This is a genomic window from Rossellomorea sp. GCM10028870, assembly GCF_042666755.1.
Classification (GTDB): Bacteria; Bacillota; Bacilli; order Bacillales; family Bacillaceae_B; genus Rossellomorea.
The window spans coordinates 210126-233657 of record NZ_JBHTGN010000002.1; the positions used below are offsets into that span (position 1 = coordinate 210126).

Sequence of the window (23532 nt, forward strand, 5' to 3'; positions counted from 1 at the left end):
CCATCTATATTCTTTTATATGTTATTAAAGTTATTTCATATTCACAAAAAAACCTCCCCTGATTGAGGAGGGAAGGCTATGATCCTGTCGGAAGCTTCATCTTATTTATGACCATTGTTATATAATTCTTCTTCACTGGTTTTGGCGTACGAGGAATTTCATAGGAAGTACATTCCCGGGACTCTTCCTCAGCTATATTGAGCTTAGAGGAATAGACCTTCATTCCTCCCATTATGTTACGAATCGACGATGTCAATTCATCACTTGGACTGTCCTTCAACAGATACCCGCGTGCACCCGCTTGTTCCACTTTATCTCGATACCCCTTTTTTGCAAATGTAGTAAGAACAAGCAGTGGACATCCTGCCTCTAGAGGTCCGTCCCTCTCCAGCATTTCAATATCCATGATGAAGAGATCTGGTTTTAGTTTTTGGATAAGTGTTTGGGAGTCCTGTATGCCCGATGCCTGACCGACGACTTCCATATCGTCCTCCAGGTTAAGGAGGGAGCTCATGGTTTCACGGAGCAACTGTTGGTCTTCTTGTATGACGATTCGAATCATGTAGGTTCTCTCCTTTTATAGGCCTTATCAAGTAAAGACTCCCCTTATATGAAACGTTCATAAGGAGAGTCGGTCAGGTTTATAGTTCAGGTTTGGCTTCAGTCGAGATTCTTGATTTTGACTTATCCAGAGACTTGATGCCTCTAAAGCTTACAAACGTTTTGTTTTCTTCATCCCAAAGCTTGAAACGTAATGATTTTAAGCTTGTTAAAAGTGAGATGGTTGGTACTTTTTGTAATGGCTCTGAGTTTTTATGAGCTTCTTCCAGTCTGTAGTTCGGCACTCTCGGACTTAGATGGTGAATATGGTGATAACCGATGTTACCTGTAAGGAACTGCATGATTTTTGGAAGCTTATAGAAGGAGCTTCCTTCAACAGCCGCCAACACATATTGCCATTCTTTGTCTTCTTCGAAATACGAGTCTTCAAACGTATGCTGAACATAGAACAACCAAATTCCGATCGATCCTGAAACCATGAAGATGGATCCCTGTACCAGCAGGAATTCCTGCCATCCCAGTGTCACACATAGAAGTGCGATAAGGGCCACGATGATCACGTTCACTAAATACGTGTTATTACGTTCTTTCTTACGTGCATTTTTACGGTTAAATCTATTTTTCAGAAGGAATACATAAATCGGTCCTAATACAAACATAACGAACGGATTGCGGTAAAAGCGATACGCTAAACGAATCTTAAGAGGTGCTGCTAAATATTCATCAATCGTCAGCGTCCAGATGTCACCTGTTCCACGCTTATCCAGGTTCCCGCTTGTCGCGTGATGGACGGCATGATCATGCCCCCACTGGTCGAACGGGAATAGCGTTAACACACCCATAGCTGTTCCGACGATTCGGTTTACACGGCGGCTTTTAAAGAAAGAGAAATGGGTACAATCATGAAAGATAATGAAGATTCGTGTCAGGAACCCTGCAGCGATCACGATTGGAACGAGCGCCAGCCAGTACGATACCGAAAGACTTTGATACGCAAGAAACCATAATAGAAAGAATGGCCCCAGCGTGTTGATGATCTGCCATACACTTTCCTTTGTTGTTGACTTTTCATAAGGAGCAACTTCTTTTTTCAACGTTTTTATATTTGTCATGTCATAATTCCCTTCATTTAAGGCGTTGAACTCATTATAGGATAAGCGAAATCATCGTGTTAGTAGTAGGTGTCATATGCTGGGTATGACAAATGTCATAAGGGAGAATTTGTCATGAACCCACTAACGCACAAACCCTTGATATTGCTGGATTCACAATGATTGCTTCACGTTTCCAATTGGTTATATTATTTTTTCAGATTAGAAAAATATTCTTGTTTGAGGGATTTTTTAGAGAGGTTTTATAAAAAAGTTCTTCAATATAACAAAAAGTCTCTTGTATAGCCTACAAATAAAGAGGATGGCCCAAAGATTTTCTTTAGGTCATCCTCTTTTGTACTATTCACTCATTAAAAATCGAACTCATCCGGATCCGGACCACTGCGGAGACCTTCATTTAATGCATCTAATTGATCCATTTGTTCAGAAGTTAATTCAAAATCATATATAGAAATGTTTTCTTGAATTCTGGACTCCGTCATGGACTTTGGAATTGTGATGACTCCTTGTTGGAGATCCCAGCGCAGTATCACTTGAGCGGGTGATTTACCATGTGACTGAGCAATCCCTTTAATGGTTTCATTGCTTAATAGCTCTGCATTCATAAGGGGAGACCAGGCTTCAACTTGGATATTGTGCTTCTGGCAAAAATCTCTCACTTCCGTTTGAATCAGCTTGGGATGGAATTCGATCTGGTTAACAACAGGAGTGATTTCAGCTTCCTCGAGTAAATGCTCCAAGTGATGTACCTGGAAGTTACTTACACCGATCGCTTTGATCCTGCCCTCTTTATAAAGGGCTTCAAGAGCTTTCCAAGACTCCATGTACTTCTCTTTTCCAGGCCAGTGAATCAAATAAAGATCGAGATAGTCAAGTCCCATTTTCTCTAAGCTTTCTTCGTAAGCCGCGATCGTTTCATCATAGGAAAGGCCATTATTCCAAACCTTCGAAGTGACAAACAATTCCTCCCGGGACACAATTCCAGCTTCAATCGCTTTATTGATGCCTTTCCCGACACTCTCTTCATTTCCATAGATGGCGGCTGTATCGATACTACGGTACCCCAACTTGATAGCAGTTTGCACCGCCCGTTCTAATTCTGGACCATCCTCTACCCGGAAAACTCCGTACCCTACTTCTGGCATTTTTATATGATTATTAAAAGTGATAGATTTGACGTTCATACCTACACTCTCCTTTAACTTTATATAAAATAGAATGTTCTCGAGGAGAACATGAATATAGTATGGACCATGAAATAAAGCTTGAAAAGTAGGTACTTTTTTGTGGGATAGGTACTTGGAAGTGCCTGAAAAGAGTGGCTTTATTAGTACATCCTTGTATGGTTTGTTCATTCCATTATGAAAGTAGTTGGATCTACCATGTCATAAACACATTTTCCATAAACCCTCACTGTTGTTTCAGCTTGTACATATAATGTGCTGAAAGGGGGGAACAAAATGTTAGATCGTTTTATTCTTTTATTACTGGCAGGTATCCTGGCAGGATTTGCACTATTGGGGGTAACTCTGTTTAGTGGTTTACCGGCAACGATTACTGGTATTTTAGCAGTGGTCACTCCGATTACCAGTACAATTGCAGTGATCGCTATTGTGATTTTTGCACTATGCATCATCTTTAAGGTTGTACAGGCAAAACTTCACAGAAAATGTTAATCGAAAAGAGACCCGGGTTGATCCGGGTCTCTTTTTGATTGGGACATGTTCCCCTTCTCAGCTAGATAAGTAATCTTAATAACCCGTACCCCGCCCTGTACTGAAATGCTTTCTTAACGAGAATCTGGCATTGGAGTGGATATCATGTAAAGGAATGCAGCGGGGATCTGTCCTCATCACTCACATACCAATATCTGCCGTACAAATCTCCCCTTGCTCACTTCACAGCGGTCTACAATCTGGAATCCTGCTTTTTTAACGTTTGCATCGGCATCTTCCAATGTCACGATCACGACCTTCGTTGCAAATCGTCTCGCACTGCGAAGCATTTCAAGCTGCTCATCATCCGTAATCACTGAACAAAGATTGTAGGGAAGGTCAATCACGGCCACATCATAGCTACCCTTGACGTCGTTAATATCCTTTAAAGAGACTGCCCCTTCGAAACCAAAATGAGCGATATTCTCCTTTACTCCATCCAGGATCAAAGGATTGCGGTCACTACCGACAATATCGATTCCCATGGACAACGCCTCGACAAGGACGGTCCCAATTCCGCAACAAGGATCAATCATCTTGATCCCATCCGGATTTGGGGACGCTATGTTTACGACCGCTCTTGCTACACGAGTGCTAAGTGCAGTCGAATAGCTGTGCGGCTTCTTCACATGGTGTAACCAAACGGCTTCATTTTTCATATATTTTCCGAATACCCAACGATCGTTCGTCTGTATGACCCCGAACCAAATGTCCGGATCGACCAACTCGGCTTCCCCTTTCAGATGCAAGCCCACTTCCTTCTCAATCCTACGCAGCTTCTTAAAGCCCACTCTTTCGGAATCTGGATTTTGTACATATACTACTTTGAATCCATCCAGTGCTTCTAATTTTTCTATTTCTTCTAGTAAATCTTCAAAACTTTTTCCCTCGCATATCATGTCAAGCCGTTCTCTAATAAAAGGACTTCTACTAGGATCTATTTTCACTGAACTTTCCAGAATACCAGATTCAGAGTTTTTTCCAAATAACGCTCTTCTTTCCAATGCGCATAAGGATCCTTCGTTCGCTTCCCATGAATACGTATATAAATAGTTTTTCGCTTCTATAGTGATCATCTCCGTGTGATGTTAAAAATGTTGTGTTGCATTAGAACATTGTAACATACGGAGAGGGTTCTTACCCGATAAGGTCCGTCCCTCAACGCTTTAACGTGGTGAGGGACGGACCTTCATTAAAAAAGCCCATCCATAATTGAATGGGCCGTTACTAAAAATGATCCATTATCAAATTTTCATTTCCCAACGTTCCTGCTGGGTTTCCTTCAGCTGCTTCTCCGTTTCTTCCGGATAAACCGTACGGAATTTATGGTTTTCGGCGGGGATGATTTCAATCATCTTTTGAATCATGTCTTCCGGATCGAACTGGTCTTTTAACCCTTCCTGCTGTTTTAGCATATCTTCTTTACGGGTAAAGTTCTTTTCATCATCGAACCATTTCCAGATTTCCTCTGCGCTTCTTTTATTGAAGCCGGTCTCGAACGCACCCGGGTTGATGGTTGCAACCTTCACTCCGAACTCTTCAAGCTCCGATTTCAAGGTTTGAGCAATTCCTTCAATGGCGTGCTTCGTTGCTGTGTAAGGACCCACATATGGTGTCGCTGATATCCCTGCCATAGAACTCATGAACACGATCTTTCCGCTTCCTTTTTTCACAAGATTCCTTGCGGCCAGTTGAACGGTTTCAAGGGTTGCGAAGACGTTCACTTCAAATAGTGCACGGAAACGGTCCATAGGAACTTCTCCGAGTGGTCCGCCTTCATTGATCGCTGCGTTTGCTACAAATACGTCGAAATCATAATTGGTAATCTGTTCCCGATCTCTGGAGTTTGTAATATCGAGCTTGAATACTTCCATATCCAGATTTTGCTCTTCCGCTTCCCTCATAAGATCGGTTTTCTGGGAAGTAAGCTCTGTCGTCGCAATCACACGGTGGCCCTTTTTTGCAAGACCGAGTGATGCTCCTCTTGCCAGACCACTTCCTGCTCCTGTAATGAAAATTGTTTTAGCCATTCTGTATTCCTCCTATTAAAAACGTGTCTTCCTTCTTTCTTCCCTTTAACAAAATGTGTAAAACTTTTTATATAAAAAAGAGGCCAGCCCCCGGCTCACTAACGCATTAGTTTACCAGGGGGCTGGCCCCACAACATTATTTATTTTCCATAGTGGAAATATATTCTTTCACCACTTCATAGACATATTCCTGATTCGATGATGCGGTTTCCGGGTTGTATGCTCCACCGTTTGTCTTGTTATTGGACAGTACACGGATTCCCAGGAACGCTACATCATATGCACCGGCAATCTGTGCTGCTGCGGCACCTTCCATCTCCTCTACAGAAGTACCGTATTTCTCATGGAACCATTGGATGCGGTCCACTTCATTATTCCACACGTCGGCAGATCCGATTGTGCCCTCGACGATCTTACCATCAGTGTATGTATCCTTCACTGCTTTGGCAGCTTCAAGTAAGTCCTCGTCTCCATCGTAATAACGGATCTTTTCAGCATTTGGGTCTTCACCTGCACTGCCTTCAGAAGCCATTAAGTCCATCGGCTTCCAGACGGTTGGATCAATTCCTTCGTTATCAGCTTTGTCAGCAGTTTTCAATGAACCCAGGTTCACGGTTCTTTCTCCTAATACGATATCAAATACATGTAGTTCAGGGTCATGTCCACCTGATGTTCCTTGGTTGATGATGGCGATTGGATCGTATTTCTCAATGGCTACCGCAGTAGCTGCTGCCGTGTTTTCCATCCCTTTACCGGTTTTGGCAACGATGACAGGATAATCATCAAGCGTTCCTATATAAAAAACAAATGATCCCGATTTTTCTTCTTTCACATTTTCTAATTTCCCTGCAAACTTTTCAGCTTCAATCGGCATTGGACCTTGAATCATAATGGGCCTCTCTGCCTTTTCTTCCTTAGCTGCAGTCTGTGAAGTGGAACTGCATCCAGTAAATAAGGACAATGCGAGTAAGGATAATGATGCGAATAAAGCCAGTTTCTTTTTCATTAAATCTCTCCTTTTTCGTTTTTTCCTGATGTTGATATCTCGTTGTTTTGACCAAAAGAAAAAGATCCAGAACATGTAGAGTGGTTTCTACTTTCCAGACCTTCGAAGTCAAAGTATAGGTGATGAACAGGGATGTGCATCACAAAGTGGCTACGTCAAAAAAGGCGTAAAACCGAATACTTCAACTCGTAGTCTAGTTCTTATAATGGGAACCAGGTAGAAACACTCAGACCATATTACCGAGGATATACGAGTAACGATATGTAAAATCAGTACTGTGCTACTATACCAGACCCAAATTAATTATTCAACCGAAATACGAATATTATTTTTATTAATGTGTTAATTGTTCGTGTTTCAGTAGATGCACATTAGTCACGATTAAAAGGGATCTTCATGCAGAAAAGCCTTACATTTGATATATCAATCAAGATTAATATAATGAAAGGAAGCTACAAAATAAACAACGGGGTGAAAATCATGAAAATCGGACTTATCGGATTAGGAGATATCGCCAAGAAAGCCTACCTGCCAGTTCTCTCTGAAAAAGAAGGAGTCGAGCTGGTGCTTTGCACGAGGAATGCTGAAACCCTGAATGCTCTGGCAAACAAATATCGGATCCAGGAAAAGGTACAGACTGTAGAAGAACTGATAGCAACCAATATAGACGCAGCATTTGTGAGTACGGCTACCGAAGCACACTTTGAAATAACGGAAAAACTACTCGAGAATGGCATCAACGTTTACATAGATAAGCCGATTTCCTTGAACTTTCACGAAACCGAAAGAATCGTCCAGCTTGCAAAAGAGAGTGGCAAAATCGCTATGGTTGGTTTCAACAGGCGTTTCATACCAAAAGTGAAAGAGCTTAAAGAACACGGAAAACCGAGCTTCCTTCTTATGCAAAAAAACAGATACGCTTTACCTGATTACGCCAGAAGGTTCGTCGTAGAAGATTTCATCCATGTTGTAGATACTCTGCGATTCTTAATGGATACAGAGGTTCAGGATGTAAGGGTTCAGCATCTAAAAAAAGAAGACAAGCTTCATCATTTAGTCATCCAGTTGATCGGTGACGGCTGTACCGCTGTGGGCATCATGAACCGTGATGGCGGTGTGACGGAAGAAATCATCGAGTACTCTGCAGGACATCATAAATATGTCGTCGACAGTCTCGTGGAAACGACTCACTATCATAATAAAGAAGTCAGCTCTTCTTCATTTGGTGATTGGGAGCCTACTTTGTATAAGCGTGGGTTTTATGATTTAGTGGATCATTTCATAGCTTGTGTGCAAAATGGTACAACGCCTGACCCATCGATTGAGGATTCACTCGTAACCCATGAAATTTGTGAGAGGATTGTCGGGATGATTGAGTAGGGCATGGGACTAGGGACAGGTTCCTTGTCCCATTCATGAAAAGGGTGTCGGGACAAGGAACCTGTCCCCACGTCCCTCTTTAATAAAAACCAATAACACTTTATCCAGAAAGAAAAAGATAGTAGCGTTTCAATATGTTAGCACTCTATGCATTGAGAGACGGATCTGGCTATAGAGTTTACTTGCCGATTCCACTAGTATAAAAGACTCACAAGAGATGTAATATACCTACTTCTTATTTTCAGATAATTGTTACTATTGAGTGATATACGTCTCTTGATCACTCTTGTATACTTTAATCGAAACGTTTCACCAAATTGAAAGGAAGTGTCAAATTTGAAGAAATATTTTTCTTTGCTGTTAGCTTTATTGCTAATCGTCAGCGCCACAACCCCTGCTGCGGCTTCTGCAGAGCACACAACCAAAGGAAAAGAGATCGCTTTGTCCAAACAATTGAAAGCGATTTCAAAAAATACCTATCGATACTTCGAGGATTTTACAGATAAGAAAACCGGTCTCACTTATGATGCCGTACGAATGGATAATGGGGAGATCAATGCCCAGAAATTCACGTCACCAACGAACATCGCCATGTATATGATGAGTACGATTTCAGCTGAGGAAGTCGGCCTGATCTCACGTGAAGATGCCGTGACAAACATCGAAAAGACGTTGAATTCATTAAAAGCTATGGAAAAATGGAACGGATTATTTTACAACTGGTACTATACAGAAGATGCAACGCTCATGACAGATTGGGGGCAATTCATTTCAACTGTTGATAATGGATGGCTATCTGCAGGACTCGTTGTAGTGGGACAAGCGTATCCGGAACTCTATGAAGAGACCCACGCATTAGTAGAGGACATGGATTATTCCACTCTTTACACACCGGAAGTAGGACAAATGCGGGGCGGATATGATGTAGCAACCGAGAGCTATACTTCTCATCATTATGGTGCCTTCTATACTGAACCACGCGTAGCAAGCTACATCGCCATCGGGAAAGAGGACGTACCGGAAGAACATTGGTGGAGAATGTTCCGCACCATGCCTGAAAGCTGGGATTGGCAGGCTCAAATTCCTGAAGGATATACAGAAACATATGACGGCGTAGATGTCTTCGAAGGACATTACAGCTACAAGGGCACTAAATATGTACCAAGCTGGGGAGGAAGCATGTTTGAAGCATTGATGCCACAGCTTGTACTGAAGGAGAAAGAACTCGGGAAGAACGCACTTGGCTTGAACAATAAGCGTCATGTAGACATCCAGATTCAATATGCTAAAGAGCAAGGGTATGCAGCCTGGGGCATGTCACCAGCAGCCACACCGGATAACTATTCAGAATTTGCCGCTACTCCATTAGGCATGGACGGCTATAAGTCAGATGGCACTGTCACTCCACACGCCACTTTCCTTGCACTTGAATACGCACCGATGGAAGCGTTCAAAAACATCCAAGCGTTGAAACGTTTCGATATGTACGGGAAATACGGCTTCCTTGATTCAGTCAATGTGGAAACAGGTGAAGTGACACAAGCCTACCTCGCCTTAGATCAAGGTATGACAATGGTCTCAATCGTCAATTATTTAAAAGATGGAGTCATCAGAGATTACTTCCATCAAGATCAAATCGGGAAATCACCTGAGGACCTGCTGATAAAAGAGACGTTCTCTATTAAATAATGTAGCGAAGATAATGTAAAAGCCCAAGTGGATGTATTACTTGGGCTTTTTGTATTTTAAGTGTTACTGCCTACCTCCATCTCTTCGCCAACGCCTCAATTTGACCCGGATCCGTCCGGCAGCAACCACCAATGATACGGGCACCTGCCTCGTACCAAACTACTGATTGCTCATCAAACGCCGAGCACCCTTCCTCCCCATGCCACGTTTTGGTCTCAGCATTGTAAGACTCACCTGAGTTCGGGTACACGATGAGTGGTTTGTCAGTGTTTCTGCTTAATACGCTTATCGCCTTCTTGGCCGCAGGAATTGGTGCACAATTCACACCAATTGCAGCGATTTGTTCATCGTCATTGAACACACACGCGCACTCTTCAATCCCCGTTCCATCACTTATCGTCTCTCCATCCTTTAATGAAAAAGACAGCCAGGCGCAGGTATCTGGAAATTCTTTCAGAAGTGAAGCTAGTACCTTTGCTTCCTGCAAGGACGGGATGGTTTCGAATGCCAACAAATCAGCACCCGCCTCCACTAATGCCTGGATTCTTGGAAAATGGAAATCTGCTAAATGTTGATCACTTACTCCATAGTTCCCAACGTATTCAGAGCCGTCAGCAAGGTATGCCCCGTAAGGTCCTACAGAACCTGCAACGATTGGTTTCGGCCGATTCGCATTGCCCTTCTCTTCCTTCCAGAATTCATCCCGGGCCTGTTTGGCAAGAGTAACCGTTCTCTTGATTAATTCCAGCGCTTCAGGTTTCTCTATTCCTCGCTTTTTAAAACCATCCACCGTTGCCTGGTAGCTGGCTGTAATCGCACAATCGGCTCCTGCACGGAAATAATCAGCATGAACCTTCTCAATCGCTTCCGGTTTTTCAAGAAGTATACGGGCAGACCAAAGGGAATCGTTTAAATCAAAGCCATGGGATTCCAGCTCTGTGGCTAATGCTCCATCTAAAATCAGTGGGGAATGTTTTTGTAAAATACTATCAATGGGATTTAGCTTCAGTTGATTCGACATAACCTTTTCCTCTTTTCTTTACGTATTGTGTTAGATAATAGCTTCCATAGCAAAGGACGATAAACGGGATTCCGCAATAAAGGGCTATCCTCTGAGTGGGATCAAAGGCAATGCCGATACAAGAAGCTAGACAAAGCAGAAATGACGCAATGGGAACGAGTGGGTAGAGCGGCGTCCGATAAGCCAGATCTTTCACATCGTTTCCTTCCTTTATATACTGTCTTCGAAATAGAAATTGGGCAGCACTAATGCTCATCCACACGATCACTACCGCAAGGCCTGAGACCGAAACCAATACGATGTAGACCGTTCCCGGTGCAATGATGCTTGAAAGCAAGGCCAGTCCCCCTCCCAGCATGCTGCATACAATCGCATTGAGAGGGACTCCCCTATCAGTCAATTTGGCAAAGATCGGTGAGATGGTTTGCTTATCTGCCAGCGACCATAGCATTCTGGAAGAAGCATACAAACCTGAGTTTGCGGCTGATAAAATGGCCGTTATAATAACAAAATTCATGATATCGGCGGCATATGGGATTCCAATCCGTCCTAGCACCGCTACGAAAGGACTTTCCAATATACCGGCTGACTGGCTCGGTAATAAAGCAGATAATACGACAATCGTCCCTACATAAAAGATGATCAATCTCACAAGCGTGGTGCGGATAGCTTTAGGAATCGATTTTGATGGATTCTCCGTTTCTCCCGCCGCAACCCCGATCAATTCTGTTCCTGAAAAGGCAAAGTTCACGGCAAGCATGGTCATCAAGATGGCAAATGCCCCATTCGGAAACAACCCTGAACTTGTGATATTCGAGAAAAACGGAGCGGGCTCTGATTGACCGAGAGGGATGAACCCGACAATCGCCCCTGCCCCGATCACAATAAACGCAACAATCGAAATCACTTTTACTAAAGAAAACCAAAATTCAGATTCAGCAAAAAACCGCACTGACAATGCATTAAGTCCAAAAATCAACGCAGCAAAGACCGCGCTCCATATCCATACACTAATCGAAGGAAACCAGCGCTGCATCATCAAGCCAGCCGCCGTAAACTCCGACCCCAATGCCACTGTCCATGTCAGCCAATATAACCAGCCCACCGTGTAACCGGTGCCTGGACCAATGAACTTTGCAGCATAACTATGAAAGGATCCCGTCTCCGGCATATGGACAGAAAGCTCGCCTAAGCAAAGCATCACAAGATAAACAACCAGCGCCCCAATCAAATAAGCAAGGATCGTCCCAAACGGTCCAGCCTGATGAATCGTATAACCCGAACTCAAGAATAGCCCGGTTCCGATCACCCCTCCAAGAGACAGCATCACCAAATGCCGTGTCTTCATCTTCCTTTTAAAACTCTGACCTGCGTGTTCCATAAAAAAACACCCTTCCTCCTGAATATATTGTGGAATAAGTGGACAAACAAAAAACGCACCCTGAACGAGTGCGTCACCGACAAATAAAAGATTGCTCCTATCTATCAGGTTTGAATCACCCGCTGGAATTAGCACAGTATCTTCACAGACCTGTTGCTGAGGCTTCAAAGGGCCAGTCCCTCCACCTCTCTGGATAAGAAAATATGTAGATTTTTTAAAACTTTATCAATATATTGGAATAATGTCAAGAACATGAAACAGATGAGCAGCCCAGCCTATCCGAATGTTACTTCGGAAAGAAAAAAGGGAACAACTATACTAAAAAAGGAGAAACTGCCATGCCAGAAGGTCCGGAAATCAGAAGAGCTGCAGATGGAGTAGAGCGCGCTCTTAAAAATAAAAACGTACAAGATGTGTACTTTGCCTTCCCTCATTTAGAAGAGTACGAAGACCTTTTAAAAGGATCGATCGTGACCAGAGTGGATACGAAAGGAAAAGCCATGCTTATCCGCTTTGACAATGGCTACACCATTTATTCACACAATCAACTCTATGGAAAGTGGTACATCAGGAACCTTTACAATTATCCGAAGACAAACCGCCAGCTCAGATTGGCTCTACATAATGAGAAAAAGTCGGCACTTCTTTACAGTGCATCTGATATTGAAGTCCTCCGTGATGAAGAGGTACCTGAGCATCCTTTCGTTGCAAAAGTGGGACCCGATATTTTGAGTGAAGAAGTAACAGCGGACGAGTTGCTCCAAAGAATGAAAGACAAACGATTCTACAAAAGAAAGTGGTCGATTCTTTTATTAGATCAAGGGTTTGTAGCAGGAATCGGGAATTATTTGAGATCTGAGATCATGTTTGCAGCAGGCATCCACCCTTCTCTCCGTCCGATTGACTGTACGAAAGATCAATTGATGAAAACATCAGAGGCAATCATTCATTTAATGATGCAATCCTATAAGACTGGGGGAATTACAAACGATCTTGAACTTGTTGATAAGTTAAAAGCTCAAGGAGAGAAGCGCTCAAAATATCGACATTGGGTATTCAATCGGGAAGGAGCATCATGCTTTATTTGTGGGAGTGAAATTGAGAAGACGGTCGCAGCTTCGAGGCGGTTGTATTTTTGTCCGGTATGTCAGGTTGGGAGATAGGTTCCCTGCACCCCCTCGCCTCCCATGAACAAAGATAACTGTGTTACAGTAAAAAGCTCATCTCATCAGATCTGACAAAATGAGCTCTTCTATTCTACATTCCGTATTTCTCCCGATAATAATCATGCTTCGGCTGAAACAACTCTTCATCGGATTGTCTGACGTCGGAGAAATGATCTACATTATAATGACCATACAAAGCCTTGTTATGGTGCTGGATGATTTGTTCAGCCTTCAACACGGATGAATCCTTCGTTGAGTGACCATCCGATACCAGGGTTACATCCAATCCATTAACCGTTGCATACCGAACAGCGGTGTCGATACAATATTCTGTTTGGCAGCCCATGATGACGACATGTTCAACCTTATTGTCTTTTAAAAAGCTTAATAAAGGCGTACCATAAAACGAATTTGTCGCTAATTTATCATACACAACAGCGTTGTCCGGAACATGGATCTCCCTGTGAACCTGGAATCCGTCACCTTCCCCGCCTCCGACATCCTTATCCCGTATAAAGACGGGATGAGCACCCGCTTCGGCTGCCATTTGGATGACCCGATTGATGGTTTCAATCAGCCTCTCTTTTTGGAATACAGCTTGTTCCCCTTCATTTCCTTCAATTAATTCCTGCTGGGCATCAATCACGAGCAATGCTTGGTTCAATAGAAAAACTCCTTTATCTCCATTTTCTCCTCAACTATCTTTGAATAGTTTCGACTTATCAATGAGAAAGTCCTCTTACACACAAAAAAAACAGGAAACCTTTTGGGCTTCCTGTTACAGGTTCATTCTTCATGTACCGCAATACGTTCGGTAAGGACGAACAGATGGTTCCGGGAGTTTGGTGTACTCGCACTGTTCTGTCGTGTACTGGTAAGGATTCTTAAGGACCTCAAGCAAACGCTCCATTACGCTGTAATCATTGCTTTTCACAGCAGCTTCCAACGCTTCCTCCACACGATGATTCCGGGGAATCACCGACGGATTGCTTTTTCGCATTAACTGATGAGTTGCTTCTTTCGATTCTTTTTGCCTGTTTAGTCTTTCTTCCCAGCGTTCTTTCCATTGAATAAATTCAGTATTTTTAAACAGATCGATTTCTTCCTCATTTGTTAATGAACGGAATGTATTCGTATAGTCGGCACGATTCTCTTTCATTAATCCCAGAAGATCTTTTGCAAGGGATTCGTCCCCTTCTTCTTTGTTGAAAATACCGAGTTTCCCTCTCATTCCGTCGAGCCAGCGAGCTTCATACAGCTTAGGGAATTCCAGCACAGCATCTTGAGCAAGTTTCAGCGACTCTTCTTGTTCATCATGAAGAATCGGCAACAAACTTTCGGCAAATCGGGCAAGGTTCCAACCGGCAATTTGAGGCTGATTGCCATAGGCATAACGTCCCCCGGTATCAATGGAGCTGAATACTGTTGCCGGGTCATACGTATCCATAAAAGCGCATGGTCCATAATCAATGGTCTCTCCGCTGATCGTCATGTTATCTGTGTTCATCACACCATGAATGAACCCGGCCATTTGCCACTTGGCAATGAGTGCAGCCTGGCGCTTGATGACTTCTTTTAACAGGTAAAGATAACGGTTCGGTGCATTCATACCTTCCGGGTAATGACGCTCAACTGCATAATCAGCCAGTGCGCGGAGATCATCTACCGTTCCAAATTTAGAAGCAAACTGAAAAGTACCGACACGAAGATGACTAGCCGCTACGCGGATCAGGATCGCACCCTGCTGTTCCGTTTCCCGATAAATCGGTTCACCCGTAGTCACCACCGCCAAGCTCCGGGTAGTCGGAACCCCAAGTCCGTGCATGGCTTCACTGATGATATGCTCCCTGAGCATCGGTCCAAGTCCCGCGCGACCGTCCCCACCTCGGGAATAAGGGGTTCTCCCTCCCCCTTTGAGCTGGATATCAAAACGCTCACCTGATGGGGTGATCTGTTCACCGATCAGGACTGCACGACCGTCTCCCAGCATAGTAAAATGGCCAAACTGATGCCCGGCATAGCTTTGAGCAAGGGGTTCGGCACCTTCCGGAATTCGGTTACCAGCAAATACCTCTACCTCTTCTCCAAGTTTCCCCGCGTCCAGCCCCAGCGACTCAGCCACTCGTTCATTCAGTACGATCAGCTTTGGAGCTTGAACAGGAGTCGGATCCTGTCTAGTAAAAAAAGAACTTGGAAGTGTGGTATAGCTGTTCTCGAGATTCCAACCTGCTTGATTTCCCATTATCGTCATCTCCTTCTTTTCATAAATAAAACAAAAAACCATAGACCGTCTATGATTTTTGTGTAGTTCCCTTTTATGTCACCATCATTATAACGTTCTTCTCGGCTAATGTCCTATATGGCACCTGCGTATGTATCACTACTGATAGGATTTTCATTGGCATGAATTCCTATACCAAGAATAACATCCAGCAAATTAACACTATTGTAAAAATTAAAATTATTTTGAAATTTTTGTAATGCAAAGATATAATACTTCTAAAAGACTTTGGGGGTGTTTTTACTGAGAAAGTTCAATGTCATCGGTCTTCCCATTCAATTCTTGCTCACATGCATCGGATTATTCCTTTTCAGCGGTGCCGGTTCTCTGCTTGCGTATGATACGGAATTGGTCATCATGCTGGGGAAATATCTTCAAACCTTGCAGGAGATGGGACCCGAAATGCTCCGACCAGGCTCCATTATCATCAAAATCGGGGATCCAATGGACTTCAAAAGCTACCCGATTTATCCGTTGTTTTTTCAGCTGTTCGGTTACTCGTTCTCGCTCTTGCTCCTGGCCTTTTTTCTTGCTGCCGTCACGTCTTCCCTTGTTAGCTACTTGTTTATGTTTCTGCCTAAGAAAATTTATCAGATCTGCTTCCGTTTGCTGGATTCACTGGATTCCCTCCCGGATGTTCTGATTATCGTATTTATCCAACTTTTCATTGTCTGGTTTTTCAAAAAGACGGATATTTTGCTGTTTGACATCTACACCCTTGGGGATGAAAAAATCTATCTGCTCCCGATCATTTGTCTTGCGATCATGCCAATTGCTTTTTTAACGAAGCATTTCTTATTCCAGCTTCAGGAAGAAGAGGAAAAACCATATGTCGAATATTCCTATTCGAAGGGTTTCTCAAAAGCCTATACAGTATGGGTTCACCTATTCCGAAATGTGTGGATTCACTTTTATTATCACATCAAACCGATTTTTCTGCTTATGCTTTCAAACCTGTTGATCATTGAGATACTTTTTAATATCAACGGATTCATGAATGTGCTCCTCGATGTTTCCATCAATACGCCAAGTGCCTTTTTCATCGGGATGCTGATGATTTATATACCATTCTTCATTGTGTTTACATTAGGTGCTATTTTACTGAAAAAATGGCTGTCTGGAGAGGAGGTCAGTTCATGAGGATTCTTAAATCATTCCGGTTCTGGCTGCCCGTTGGTTTTCTCTTTGTCATGCTTTCAGCGAGCTTCATCATACCGGCCATATATCCAGAACTGCTCGAACCTGGGCCGCCGTATTTAAAGGATGATTCTGGACGAATAATCGCGGATCCTCCATATACAATGGAGGAAATGCCCCCTTTGGGCAGTGATAAACTCGGACGGAATTTATTCTATTTGCTCCTTGCCGGTGCGAAATATACGCTGTTATCGGCAATGGTCATTGCACTGCTCCGCATGGTCGGCGGGTTCGCGTTCGGTATTGTGTATGCTTTTCTTCCTGATTGGGCGAAACAGATGATCAAAGGGATCGGGGATACATTTAACTTCATCCCACTTGCAATCATTGCCTTTGTTCTTCTCACCCCACTCCAGCTTGCCTTCGAGTCAGGGGCGATGTATTCGTTTCAATTTCTGATCATTGAAATAGTGGTGATTGCGATCATCGTGATTCCTTCACTCGGGATGTATATCGGGGAAGAAATGAAGGAGTATCTAAAAAATGATTTCGTTACCGTATCCAAACAAATCGGAGCAAGCAGATTCTATATCATCAAGCGCCATTTACGGCCCCAGTTCAGCCGCCATGCCCTTGTCATGTTTTCCGAGCAAATCTCCCAGACCCTGTACCTCCTCATTCAACTTGGAGTTCTCCATATCTGTTTGGGTGGTCTGAAAACGGAGGAGTTCGGGATCATGGAGCACATACCGGAATACTTTTCCTATACAAATGAGTGGGCGGCCACGATGAGTATCAACATTCAAATGGTCTTTCTGCATACGTGGCTGGTGCTGACACCACTTGCTTTTTTTGCCGTTTCAATCTTTTGCATCAATGAGATAAGCAGGTTTTTAAAAAAGGTTCTTCTTGAGGATACGCTTCCTGTCGGGAAAGGCGAGACTCCTTCCAACAAGAGGGGACCTTCTTCTCGACTGGAAGATCCCTTTACGTTCACAAACCGCTCAAAGGAGGAATTCCATTGAGGAATAGGCTGAAGTATATTCTGGCGGTCAGTCTGTTTTTACTGACAGGATGCCGGGTTGAAATGGCAACCGAACTTCCTCAAAAGCAGGATGCGCCTTCCGGAGTCAGGGTTGATATAACCGGAACGGTCCTGCTTCAAGGAAAAGAACTCATTGTAGAAGGCCAATCCAACCTTCCAGAGGATAGCACCATGTCTGCCGGGCTAAAGGATTATGGTGAGTTCGAATCCTACGCAAGGGTCATCAACTGGCAGGGAGAAGAAAGTGAGGAATACGTCACGGAAAGTACCGGGGTGGTGGACGAAGACGGGAATTTCCAGATCAAGGTGCAACGGGTCAATCCGGAATCGCGCTACAAGCTGGAGGTCATCTTTAACCCCGCCATCCAAAAATCCAAGGTTCAGGAAATCTATGGGCTCCGGGGGGAGGACATCGCCCCGAACATCGGCTACTTCGATTTCGAGTACAACGAAAACCCCATCTCCGGGATGATCAAAGTAGCCCCGATCGTGAGCATCTCTGACCCAAACGGTGATGCCGCTAAATGGAACCTGACGAACATTCCGAAAAAATCCAGGCCAGTGAAATGAGGGACGGACCTCTATTCTGCAATTGAATTTTGCCTTGTGAGGCAGAGGAGAGGTCCGTCCCTCTTAATCATAAACAAAAAAATACCTGCCCCCAATCAGGGTCAGGTATTTCCTTTCATGCGAGAAGAATCTCTCCGTGTACTCATGAATTCAGTGTCAGTGTTGCTACACATTCCACGTGCACCGTTTGAGGGAATAAGTCAACAGGTTGCACAGCATCCAGGGTGTATCCGAATGGTTCAAGCTCCTTAATATCCGTTGCGAACGTATCAGGGTTACAGGAAACATACACGATGCGTTCCGGTTTGGCGCGTCCGATTCGTCTCATGACTTTTCCGCCTGCACCAGATCGTGGCGGGTCAAGCATTAATAATTCCGGATGTCCAAAGCTCTCCAGCATTTGGTCAATTCCTTTACGAGCATCCTTCGCCAGGAATGTCGTGTTCGAGATGCCATTATCTTCAGCATTACGTTTCGCAGATTCAATCGAACTTTCAACGATTTCAATGCCGGCAAGCTCTCCTACCCTGCTGGCAAATGGTAGAGAAAATGTTCCCACTCCACAGAAAAGGTCGATCATTTTTTCTGATTTCTTCGGCTGTCCCATTTCGATCGCTAAGTCAACAAGCTTTTGAGCTTGTGTCGGATTCGTCTGGAAGAACGTATCGAACCAAAGACGGAAACGGTATCCATCCATTTCATCATAAATAAAGTCACGACCGGACAGGAGATGGATTTCCTCCGCCTGTGTACGGTCTGCCCATGCTGTGTTCTCAAGCCATAGCAAGCTTTTCACATGCGGGAACTTCTCGCCGACACGCTTTACAAGATCGTCCACCGCTGTTTGATGAGCGCCGGGTGCCTCTGTGGCAAAAAGCGCAAGCATTAGCTCGCCCGTTACAAAGGATTGTCTCACCATTAAGTGACGCAGTAAGCCTTCATGCTTATCTTTATCATATCCTTTTAATCCGTGGTCCTTCACCCAATCAGCGACTTCCATCGTCGCTTCCACCATTTCAACACTTGCAATCAAACAGGTTTCAAGCGAAATAATCTTTCTGAAATTCCCCTGCTCATGCAATCCAAGGGCACCTTCAGGAGAAAACGTAAATTCCATCTTATTGCGGTAACGCCAAGGATTATCCATCCCCATGGTGTCTCTCACTAAATTCGGGTCAAAGCCTTGGACTTCCAAAGCATGCTTCACATGATCCGTCTTCTGTTTTAACTGACCCTCGTATTCCCAATGCTGCCACACACATCCGCCACACCGCTCAAAATGCGGACATGGAGCTTCCGTTCTTTCAGGATGGGCTTCAAGGACTTCATCCGGCATGGCCTTCCTTCTTCTGCGATCAGGCTGATCAACCGTTACACGAACCTTCTCTCCCGGAAGCGTCTGCGGAATCGTAAGCCTTAACTTCTTCGGATTTCCAAGCTCATTCTCCCGCCAAATAACAGCCTGTCCCGACCCTTTTTGATCCAACTCTTCTATAGTAGCAACCATTGTTTCTGGTTTGATATTCGTCAATTCCTGAGTCCTCCTTCAAAATGCTCTCTAACTCTATACTTTATTAAAAAAGCAGGATGAATGCAACAGGGACATGGGGACAGGCACCTTGTCCCATGCAATGCAATTCACTTCCTTGAGTTCAGTAGTTTGTGGATATGGGGACAAGGGACCTGTCCCTCCGTCCCTTACAAGGATAAAAAAAGTGCCCAACCCCCAAACGGAGTCAGGCACCTCATAAATTTATTATTTCGCTTCCAATCGACTGATCCGATCATCCAGATCAGGGTGAGTCGAGAAGATGGCTGATTTTCGTCTTCCGTTGATTTTTAATGTGGAGATGGCTGTGTCATCATCACCCTTCATACGACTTGAGTATGCTTTTAACATTTGCAGAGCGTGGACCATTTTATCCTTACCGGCAAGGTCAGCTCCTCCACGGTCAGCGTGATACTCACGGTGACGGGAATAAGCGAAGACAACTAAACTTCCCAAGATCGAGAATACGATTTGGAATAGAATCACAGCAACAAAATGAACGATTGGTGCCATTTCTTCTCTTACAAATCGTGACGCAATCCATGCAGCGATTCTTGCCAGAAAAACGACAAAGGTGTTGACCACACCTTGAAGCAACGTCATGGTCACCATATCTCCGTTGGCCACGTGGGCCACCTCATGAGCGATGACGCCTTCAACTGCATCATCATCCATTTCGCGAAGCAATCCAGTCGAAACGGCAACCAATGAGCGTTTCTTCGAAGGACCCGTCGCAAAGGCATTTACTTCAGGAGAGTTGTAAATTCCTACCTCTGGCATATGCACTAAACCAGCCGCTCTTGATAAACGGTGGACTTTTTCAACAACAATCTGTTCCTCAGAAGACAATGCTCCATTCGGATCTAATACACGGACGCCCATCATTTTCTTTGCCATCCAACGAGACATGGCCAGTGAAATGAACGACCCGGAAAAACCAATAATCGCACTAAAAACCAGTAACGCTCCGAAATCAATTCCGCCTGAAGCATTAATGTAGTTACCTGCTCCAGTTAGTGAAAAAATAATACTAATCGTCAGTAGTACTAGAACGTTCGTTAAAAGGAAATAAAATATTCGCTTCCCCATCTTGTCTCCTCACTCTCATTTCAAGTTCATTTGAACCTGTATCTGAAATCATTATATATTTTTTTTAGGTAAAATACAAGAATAATTCTCTCTCACCAGGTGAATTGACGAGACCCAAGGGAACCAGTAGTATTAAAGAAGATAATTGGAAAAAGACAGGGTGTTCATGATGAAAACGTTTAACCTGACACGTAAAAATATGGCCGACTTGCTATTATCCCTAAACGGGACAACCTACCGTACCCCGCTCATGGTACTACAAGATGCGTGGAACATTAGTCATAATGATGAAAAATCAGTCGAGTCCTTCATCTCAAGCGATATGCCTCCTATCGTTCAAAAAATCATCAAACCGACTAAACGTGAAATCGGCTTCTCTCTAAATGAAATCGTCTCTCTTGGAAATCAAATCGAATTCACCAACTTCCCCCAAAGTACCGTCCAAAACTGGGTGAAGCGTGATGTGAAAGAGCTGATTGGATCTCCGCAATTCGGAAAGAAATATACCATCGAACAAGCTGCCATGCTATTCATCGTTGAAGATCTAAAAGCAACGCTGGATTTTGAATCCATTCGAAAGGTTTTAACCCTTGTGTTCAACAACATAGAAGACCGTACAGATGACATTGTAAACCCAACCGATTTATACGCTGCCTACTCTTCCGTCTTTGATAAAATTCATCATCGTTCGTTGCCAACAATGAAAGGTTCCGCTACTGGTTCAGTCAATGAGTTGATCGATCAATTTATTAAGGAAGAATGTAAGCGGCTGTTCCCTTCATTTGAAGGGGTTAAAGAAGAGAACCTCAACATTGTCCTGAATGTGTTGATCGTTTCTGTGTTTACTGTACAGTCGGCTTTTTACCAGGCTGCTACGAAGAAGTATGTGAAGGCTGCCTTAACTTTGCAGGGAATCAATTAACAAGTGCCTGACCATCTCTGGGGTCAGGCATTTGTTGATTTTTTTATTATCCTTCAGGCATTCCGAACAATAGAGTGCCGGTTAATTTTCAATACTTTCCGCATCAGATCAAGTGATGATAATAACCCTTCTCCTCCTTCCTCCATAATCAAATGGGATAAAAACACTCCATGAATTTGTCGATTCCACTTCTAAACAACCATTCTTAAAAAAGTTTCAATAATGGGTTGAAAAAACACATGACTTAATCCCTATAAAGAAACACCAATTCCTTCTGGTTATAATGAAAATTTTCATAAATAACGCATTAATTCAACATTCATTTTTTCAGCATCCTAATATTTTACTTTTACAGAAAATTCGACTTATTCAGTTAATAATAAGATTTTGTTACGATTAATCTGCAAGATTCATTACATATTGGTTTAGTCGCCCATCACTATGATTCTTGTAATAACGTTTTAGTGGGGAGGAGCGCGTTCTTCGCAATTCGTTTAAGTGGGGTAAGTATTGTAACAAATAAAAGGAGAGGATGTTGGAAATGAAAGTAGGAAAGATTTTAGGGAGCGTCGTCTTAAGTGCTTTATTGGTTGCACCGGCCTACACAAGTCCGGTTGATGCGGTTGAAAACTCTGAAAAGGTTCGTGTACTCATTTCTTCAACAAATGAAAAAGCAGTAAATAATGCTAAGCAGAATTACGGCGTTCGCTGGAGTTTCGACCAAAGTGGTTTCTCCACTGAAGTGACTGAAGGACAGTTCAATGCACTTCAAAAGAATAAAAACCTGTCAGTAAAGCTTGTGGAGGAAGTTTCACTGGCTGCCAAGCCTGGCGGAACAGCAACTGCTGCACCGATCGACCAAACACCATGGGGAATTGAAGCTATGTATGAGGACCCGACAATTAATACAACATCCGGAGGCAGTGGAATTAAAGTTGCCGTACTTGATACCGGTGCCAATACAAATCACTCTGACCTTACGAATAACGTTGAACAATGTAATGACTTCTCACAGAGAAAATCCAATCTTGTTACAAACTTTTGTGAAGATAAAAACGGGCATGGTACTCACGTAGCCGGAACGGTCCTTGCTGATGGCGGAGCCGGCGATGGGATTTACGGTGTAGCTCCTGATGCAAAGCTTTGGGCATATAAGGTATTGAATGATCGTGGTTCAGGCTATTCGGATGACATCGCAGCAGCGATTCGTTATGCCGCAGACGAAGCAGATCGCTTAAACGTAAAAACGGTAATTTCCATGTCACTGGGCTCCAGTTCCGAAAGCCCACTTATAACGGATGCAGTTAATTACGCTTATAACAAAGGCGTATTAGTCGTAGCGGCAGCAGGTAACTCAGGTCCAAGTGCAAACACCATAGGTTATCCTGGAGCCCTGGTAAATGCTGTAGCAGTAGCTGCACTTGAAGATGTTCAGGAAAATGGAACGTATCGTGTAGCTGACTTTTCTTCTCGTGGAAACCCAAATACGGATGGGGACTATGTCATCGGGGTGCGTGATATAGAGGTTTCTGCTCCAGGGCGAGCAATCGAATCTACATGGTTTGATGGAACATACCATACAATCAGTGGAACTTCCATGGCTACCCCACATGTCTCAGGGTTAGCTGCAAAAATTTGGGCCGCAAACCCTAGCCTATCTGCATCCCAGCTTCGTGCCGAAATCCAAAATCGTGCTAAGAGCAATGATATTTTGGGCGGCTCCGGTGCTGCAACAGGTGATGACTATGCTTCAGGATTTGGTTTCCCGACAGTCAACTGATTTTTAGGTGATTGAAACCATAATGTACATTTTAATAATCTTTATGGGGACTTCCTTTATTTCAGGTAGTCCCCTTTCTTATTTCTCTATCTGTCATT

At 43.6% G+C, this 23532-nt stretch carries 21 protein-coding genes and 2 riboswitches; of the genes, 9 read left to right on the top strand and 12 right to left on the bottom strand.

Annotated elements, in window-relative coordinates; translation table 11 throughout:
- Positions 1-76: 76 nt before the first annotated feature.
- From ACFQWC_RS11880 to ACFQWC_RS11890, 3 genes are all read right to left on the bottom strand, one after another.
- Positions 77-562 (bottom strand): response regulator, encoded by a 486-nt coding sequence (locus tag ACFQWC_RS11880; protein WP_377107475.1) that lies wholly within the window; start codon positions 560-562, stop codon positions 77-79.
- A gap of 79 nt (positions 563-641) precedes the next feature.
- The gene (gene desA / locus ACFQWC_RS11885) at positions 642-1673 is read right to left on the bottom strand and encodes a Delta(5) desaturase DesA (RefSeq protein WP_299746011.1); all 1032 of its coding nucleotides are present in this window, start codon (positions 1671-1673) and stop codon (positions 642-644) included.
- 350 nt (positions 1674-2023) lie between these two features.
- Positions 2024-2857 carry an aldo/keto reductase gene (locus ACFQWC_RS11890; protein ID WP_377107477.1) on the bottom strand — a complete coding sequence of 278 codons (834 nt, stop codon included), beginning with the start codon at positions 2855-2857 and terminating at the stop codon, positions 2024-2026.
- Positions 2858-3133: 276 nt separating this feature from the next.
- Here ACFQWC_RS11890 and ACFQWC_RS11895 point away from each other — a divergent pair, with 276 nt between their 5' ends.
- Entirely contained in the window at positions 3134-3349 is a 216-nt protein-coding gene (locus tag ACFQWC_RS11895; RefSeq protein ID WP_299746006.1) for a hypothetical protein, read from the top strand.
- Positions 3350-3525: 176 nt separating this feature from the next.
- Here ACFQWC_RS11895 and ACFQWC_RS11900 read toward each other — a convergent pair whose 3' ends face one another.
- The 3 genes from ACFQWC_RS11900 to ACFQWC_RS11910 form a co-directional block, all read right to left on the bottom strand.
- A complete protein-coding gene (locus ACFQWC_RS11900; RefSeq protein WP_366141313.1) occupies positions 3526-4287 on the bottom strand; it encodes a TRM11 family SAM-dependent methyltransferase in 762 nt (253 codons plus the stop codon).
- Positions 4288-4632: 345 nt separating this feature from the next.
- Complete coding sequence (locus ACFQWC_RS11905; RefSeq protein WP_299746002.1) at positions 4633-5418, bottom strand: SDR family oxidoreductase; 786 nt, start codon at positions 5416-5418, stop codon at positions 4633-4635.
- A gap of 136 nt (positions 5419-5554) precedes the next feature.
- Positions 5555-6424: a 5'-methylthioadenosine/S-adenosylhomocysteine nucleosidase gene (locus ACFQWC_RS11910; RefSeq protein WP_299746001.1), complete on the bottom strand. Its 870-nt coding sequence runs from the start codon at positions 6422-6424 to the stop codon at positions 5555-5557.
- 169 nt (positions 6425-6593) lie between these two features.
- A riboswitch (purine riboswitch) is annotated at positions 6594-6697 on the bottom strand.
- Between the two features lie 207 nt (positions 6698-6904).
- On the opposite strand from ACFQWC_RS11910, the gene ACFQWC_RS11915 reads away from it, so the two are divergent.
- Positions 6905-7804, top strand: a complete 900-nt coding sequence (locus tag ACFQWC_RS11915) for a Gfo/Idh/MocA family protein (RefSeq protein WP_299745999.1) — start codon at positions 6905-6907, stop codon at positions 7802-7804.
- Between the two features lie 327 nt (positions 7805-8131).
- Positions 8132-9493 carry a glucoamylase family protein gene (locus ACFQWC_RS11920; protein WP_341357644.1) on the top strand — a complete coding sequence of 454 codons (1362 nt, stop codon included), beginning with the start codon at positions 8132-8134 and terminating at the stop codon, positions 9491-9493.
- A 70-nt stretch (positions 9494-9563) separates the two neighbouring features.
- On the opposite strand, the gene mmuM is transcribed toward ACFQWC_RS11920, so the two are convergent.
- Entirely contained in the window at positions 9564-10514 is a 951-nt protein-coding gene (gene mmuM / locus ACFQWC_RS11925; protein ID WP_299745995.1) for a homocysteine S-methyltransferase, read from the bottom strand.
- Positions 10483-11895: an S-methylmethionine permease gene (mmuP, locus tag ACFQWC_RS11930; protein ID WP_341357643.1), complete on the bottom strand. Its 1413-nt coding sequence runs from the start codon at positions 11893-11895 to the stop codon at positions 10483-10485. Before mmuP ends, mmuM begins: the two co-directional genes overlap by 32 nt.
- 94 nt (positions 11896-11989) lie before the next feature.
- A riboswitch (SAM riboswitch) is annotated at positions 11990-12095 on the bottom strand.
- A 138-nt stretch (positions 12096-12233) separates the two neighbouring features.
- On the opposite strand from mmuP, the gene nei reads away from it, so the two are divergent.
- Complete coding sequence (gene nei / locus ACFQWC_RS11935; RefSeq protein WP_299745991.1) at positions 12234-13058, top strand: endonuclease VIII; 825 nt, start codon at positions 12234-12236, stop codon at positions 13056-13058.
- A 94-nt stretch (positions 13059-13152) separates the two neighbouring features.
- On the opposite strand, the gene ACFQWC_RS11940 is transcribed toward nei, so the two are convergent.
- Both ACFQWC_RS11940 and ACFQWC_RS11945 read right to left on the bottom strand, forming a co-directional pair.
- Positions 13153-13725, bottom strand: a complete 573-nt coding sequence (locus tag ACFQWC_RS11940; RefSeq protein ID WP_377107482.1) for an isochorismatase family protein — start codon at positions 13723-13725, stop codon at positions 13153-13155.
- A 129-nt stretch (positions 13726-13854) separates the two neighbouring features.
- Complete coding sequence (locus tag ACFQWC_RS11945) at positions 13855-15303, bottom strand: protein adenylyltransferase SelO (RefSeq protein WP_377107484.1); 1449 nt, start codon at positions 15301-15303, stop codon at positions 13855-13857.
- A 273-nt stretch (positions 15304-15576) separates the two neighbouring features.
- Here ACFQWC_RS11945 and ACFQWC_RS11950 point away from each other — a divergent pair, with 273 nt between their 5' ends.
- The 3 genes from ACFQWC_RS11950 to ACFQWC_RS11960 are packed head-to-tail and all read left to right on the top strand — an operon-like array spanning position 15577 to position 18094.
- Entirely contained in the window at positions 15577-16482 is a 906-nt protein-coding gene (locus ACFQWC_RS11950; protein ID WP_377107486.1) for an ABC transporter permease subunit, read from the top strand.
- Positions 16479-17504: an ABC transporter permease subunit gene (locus ACFQWC_RS11955; RefSeq protein ID WP_377107488.1), complete on the top strand. Its 1026-nt coding sequence runs from the start codon at positions 16479-16481 to the stop codon at positions 17502-17504. Before ACFQWC_RS11950 ends, ACFQWC_RS11955 begins: the two co-directional genes overlap by 4 nt.
- Positions 17501-18094 carry a hypothetical protein gene (locus ACFQWC_RS11960; RefSeq protein ID WP_377107490.1) on the top strand — a complete coding sequence of 198 codons (594 nt, stop codon included), beginning with the start codon at positions 17501-17503 and terminating at the stop codon, positions 18092-18094. The genes ACFQWC_RS11955 and ACFQWC_RS11960 overlap by 4 nt, the downstream gene beginning before the upstream one ends.
- Before the next feature lie 142 nt (positions 18095-18236).
- On the opposite strand, the gene rlmD is transcribed toward ACFQWC_RS11960, so the two are convergent.
- Both rlmD and htpX read right to left on the bottom strand, forming a co-directional pair.
- Positions 18237-19601 (bottom strand): 23S rRNA (uracil(1939)-C(5))-methyltransferase RlmD, encoded by a 1365-nt coding sequence (gene rlmD / locus ACFQWC_RS11965; RefSeq protein ID WP_377107997.1) that lies wholly within the window; start codon positions 19599-19601, stop codon positions 18237-18239.
- Between the two features lie 249 nt (positions 19602-19850).
- Complete coding sequence (gene htpX / locus ACFQWC_RS11970; protein WP_299745977.1) at positions 19851-20732, bottom strand: protease HtpX; 882 nt, start codon at positions 20730-20732, stop codon at positions 19851-19853.
- Positions 20733-20901: 169 nt separating this feature from the next.
- Between htpX and ACFQWC_RS11975 the strand changes: the two genes are divergently transcribed.
- Entirely contained in the window at positions 20902-21654 is a 753-nt protein-coding gene (locus tag ACFQWC_RS11975) for a DUF1836 domain-containing protein (RefSeq protein WP_377107492.1), read from the top strand.
- Between the two features lie 541 nt (positions 21655-22195).
- Positions 22196-23434: a S8 family peptidase gene (locus ACFQWC_RS11980; protein ID WP_377107494.1), complete on the top strand. Its 1239-nt coding sequence runs from the start codon at positions 22196-22198 to the stop codon at positions 23432-23434.
- The last annotated feature ends 98 nt before the right edge of the window (positions 23435-23532 follow it).

Bases quoted from the DNA above. Each gene is read 5' to 3' on its own strand.
- ACFQWC_RS11895 (WP_299746006.1), top strand. From the start codon at position 3,134: ATGTTAGATCGTTTTATTCTTTTATTACTGGCAGGTATCCTGGCAGGA.
- ACFQWC_RS11890 (WP_377107477.1), bottom strand. From the start codon at position 2,857: ATGAACGTCAAATCTATCACTTTTAATAATCATATAAAAATGCCAGAA.
- ACFQWC_RS11915 (WP_299745999.1), top strand. From the start codon at position 6,905: ATGAAAATCGGACTTATCGGATTAGGAGATATCGCCAAGAAAGCCTAC.
- ACFQWC_RS11980 (WP_377107494.1), top strand. From the start codon at position 22,196: ATGAAAGTAGGAAAGATTTTAGGGAGCGTCGTCTTAAGTGCTTTATTG.
- ACFQWC_RS11945 (WP_377107484.1), bottom strand. From the start codon at position 15,303: ATGGGAAATCAAGCAGGTTGGAATCTCGAGAACAGCTATACCACACTT.
- ACFQWC_RS11880 (WP_377107475.1), bottom strand. From the start codon at position 562: ATGATTCGAATCGTCATACAAGAAGACCAACAGTTGCTCCGTGAAACC.
- ACFQWC_RS11905 (WP_299746002.1), bottom strand. From the start codon at position 5,418: ATGGCTAAAACAATTTTCATTACAGGAGCAGGAAGTGGTCTGGCAAGA.
- desA (WP_299746011.1), bottom strand. From the start codon at position 1,673: ATGACAAATATAAAAACGTTGAAAAAAGAAGTTGCTCCTTATGAAAAG.
- rlmD (WP_377107997.1), bottom strand. From the start codon at position 19,601: ATGGTTGCTACTATAGAAGAGTTGGATCAAAAAGGGTCGGGACAGGCT.
- ACFQWC_RS11975 (WP_377107492.1), top strand. From the start codon at position 20,902: ATGAAAACGTTTAACCTGACACGTAAAAATATGGCCGACTTGCTATTA.
- ACFQWC_RS11955 (WP_377107488.1), top strand. From the start codon at position 16,479: ATGAGGATTCTTAAATCATTCCGGTTCTGGCTGCCCGTTGGTTTTCTC.
- mmuP (WP_341357643.1), bottom strand. From the start codon at position 11,895: ATGGAACACGCAGGTCAGAGTTTTAAAAGGAAGATGAAGACACGGCAT.
- nei (WP_299745991.1), top strand. From the start codon at position 12,234: ATGCCAGAAGGTCCGGAAATCAGAAGAGCTGCAGATGGAGTAGAGCGC.
- ACFQWC_RS11910 (WP_299746001.1), bottom strand. From the start codon at position 6,424: ATGAAAAAGAAACTGGCTTTATTCGCATCATTATCCTTACTCGCATTG.
- ACFQWC_RS11900 (WP_366141313.1), bottom strand. From the start codon at position 4,287: ATGATATGCGAGGGAAAAAGTTTTGAAGATTTACTAGAAGAAATAGAA.
- mmuM (WP_299745995.1), bottom strand. From the start codon at position 10,514: ATGTCGAATCAACTGAAGCTAAATCCCATTGATAGTATTTTACAAAAA.
- htpX (WP_299745977.1), bottom strand. From the start codon at position 20,732: ATGGGGAAGCGAATATTTTATTTCCTTTTAACGAACGTTCTAGTACTA.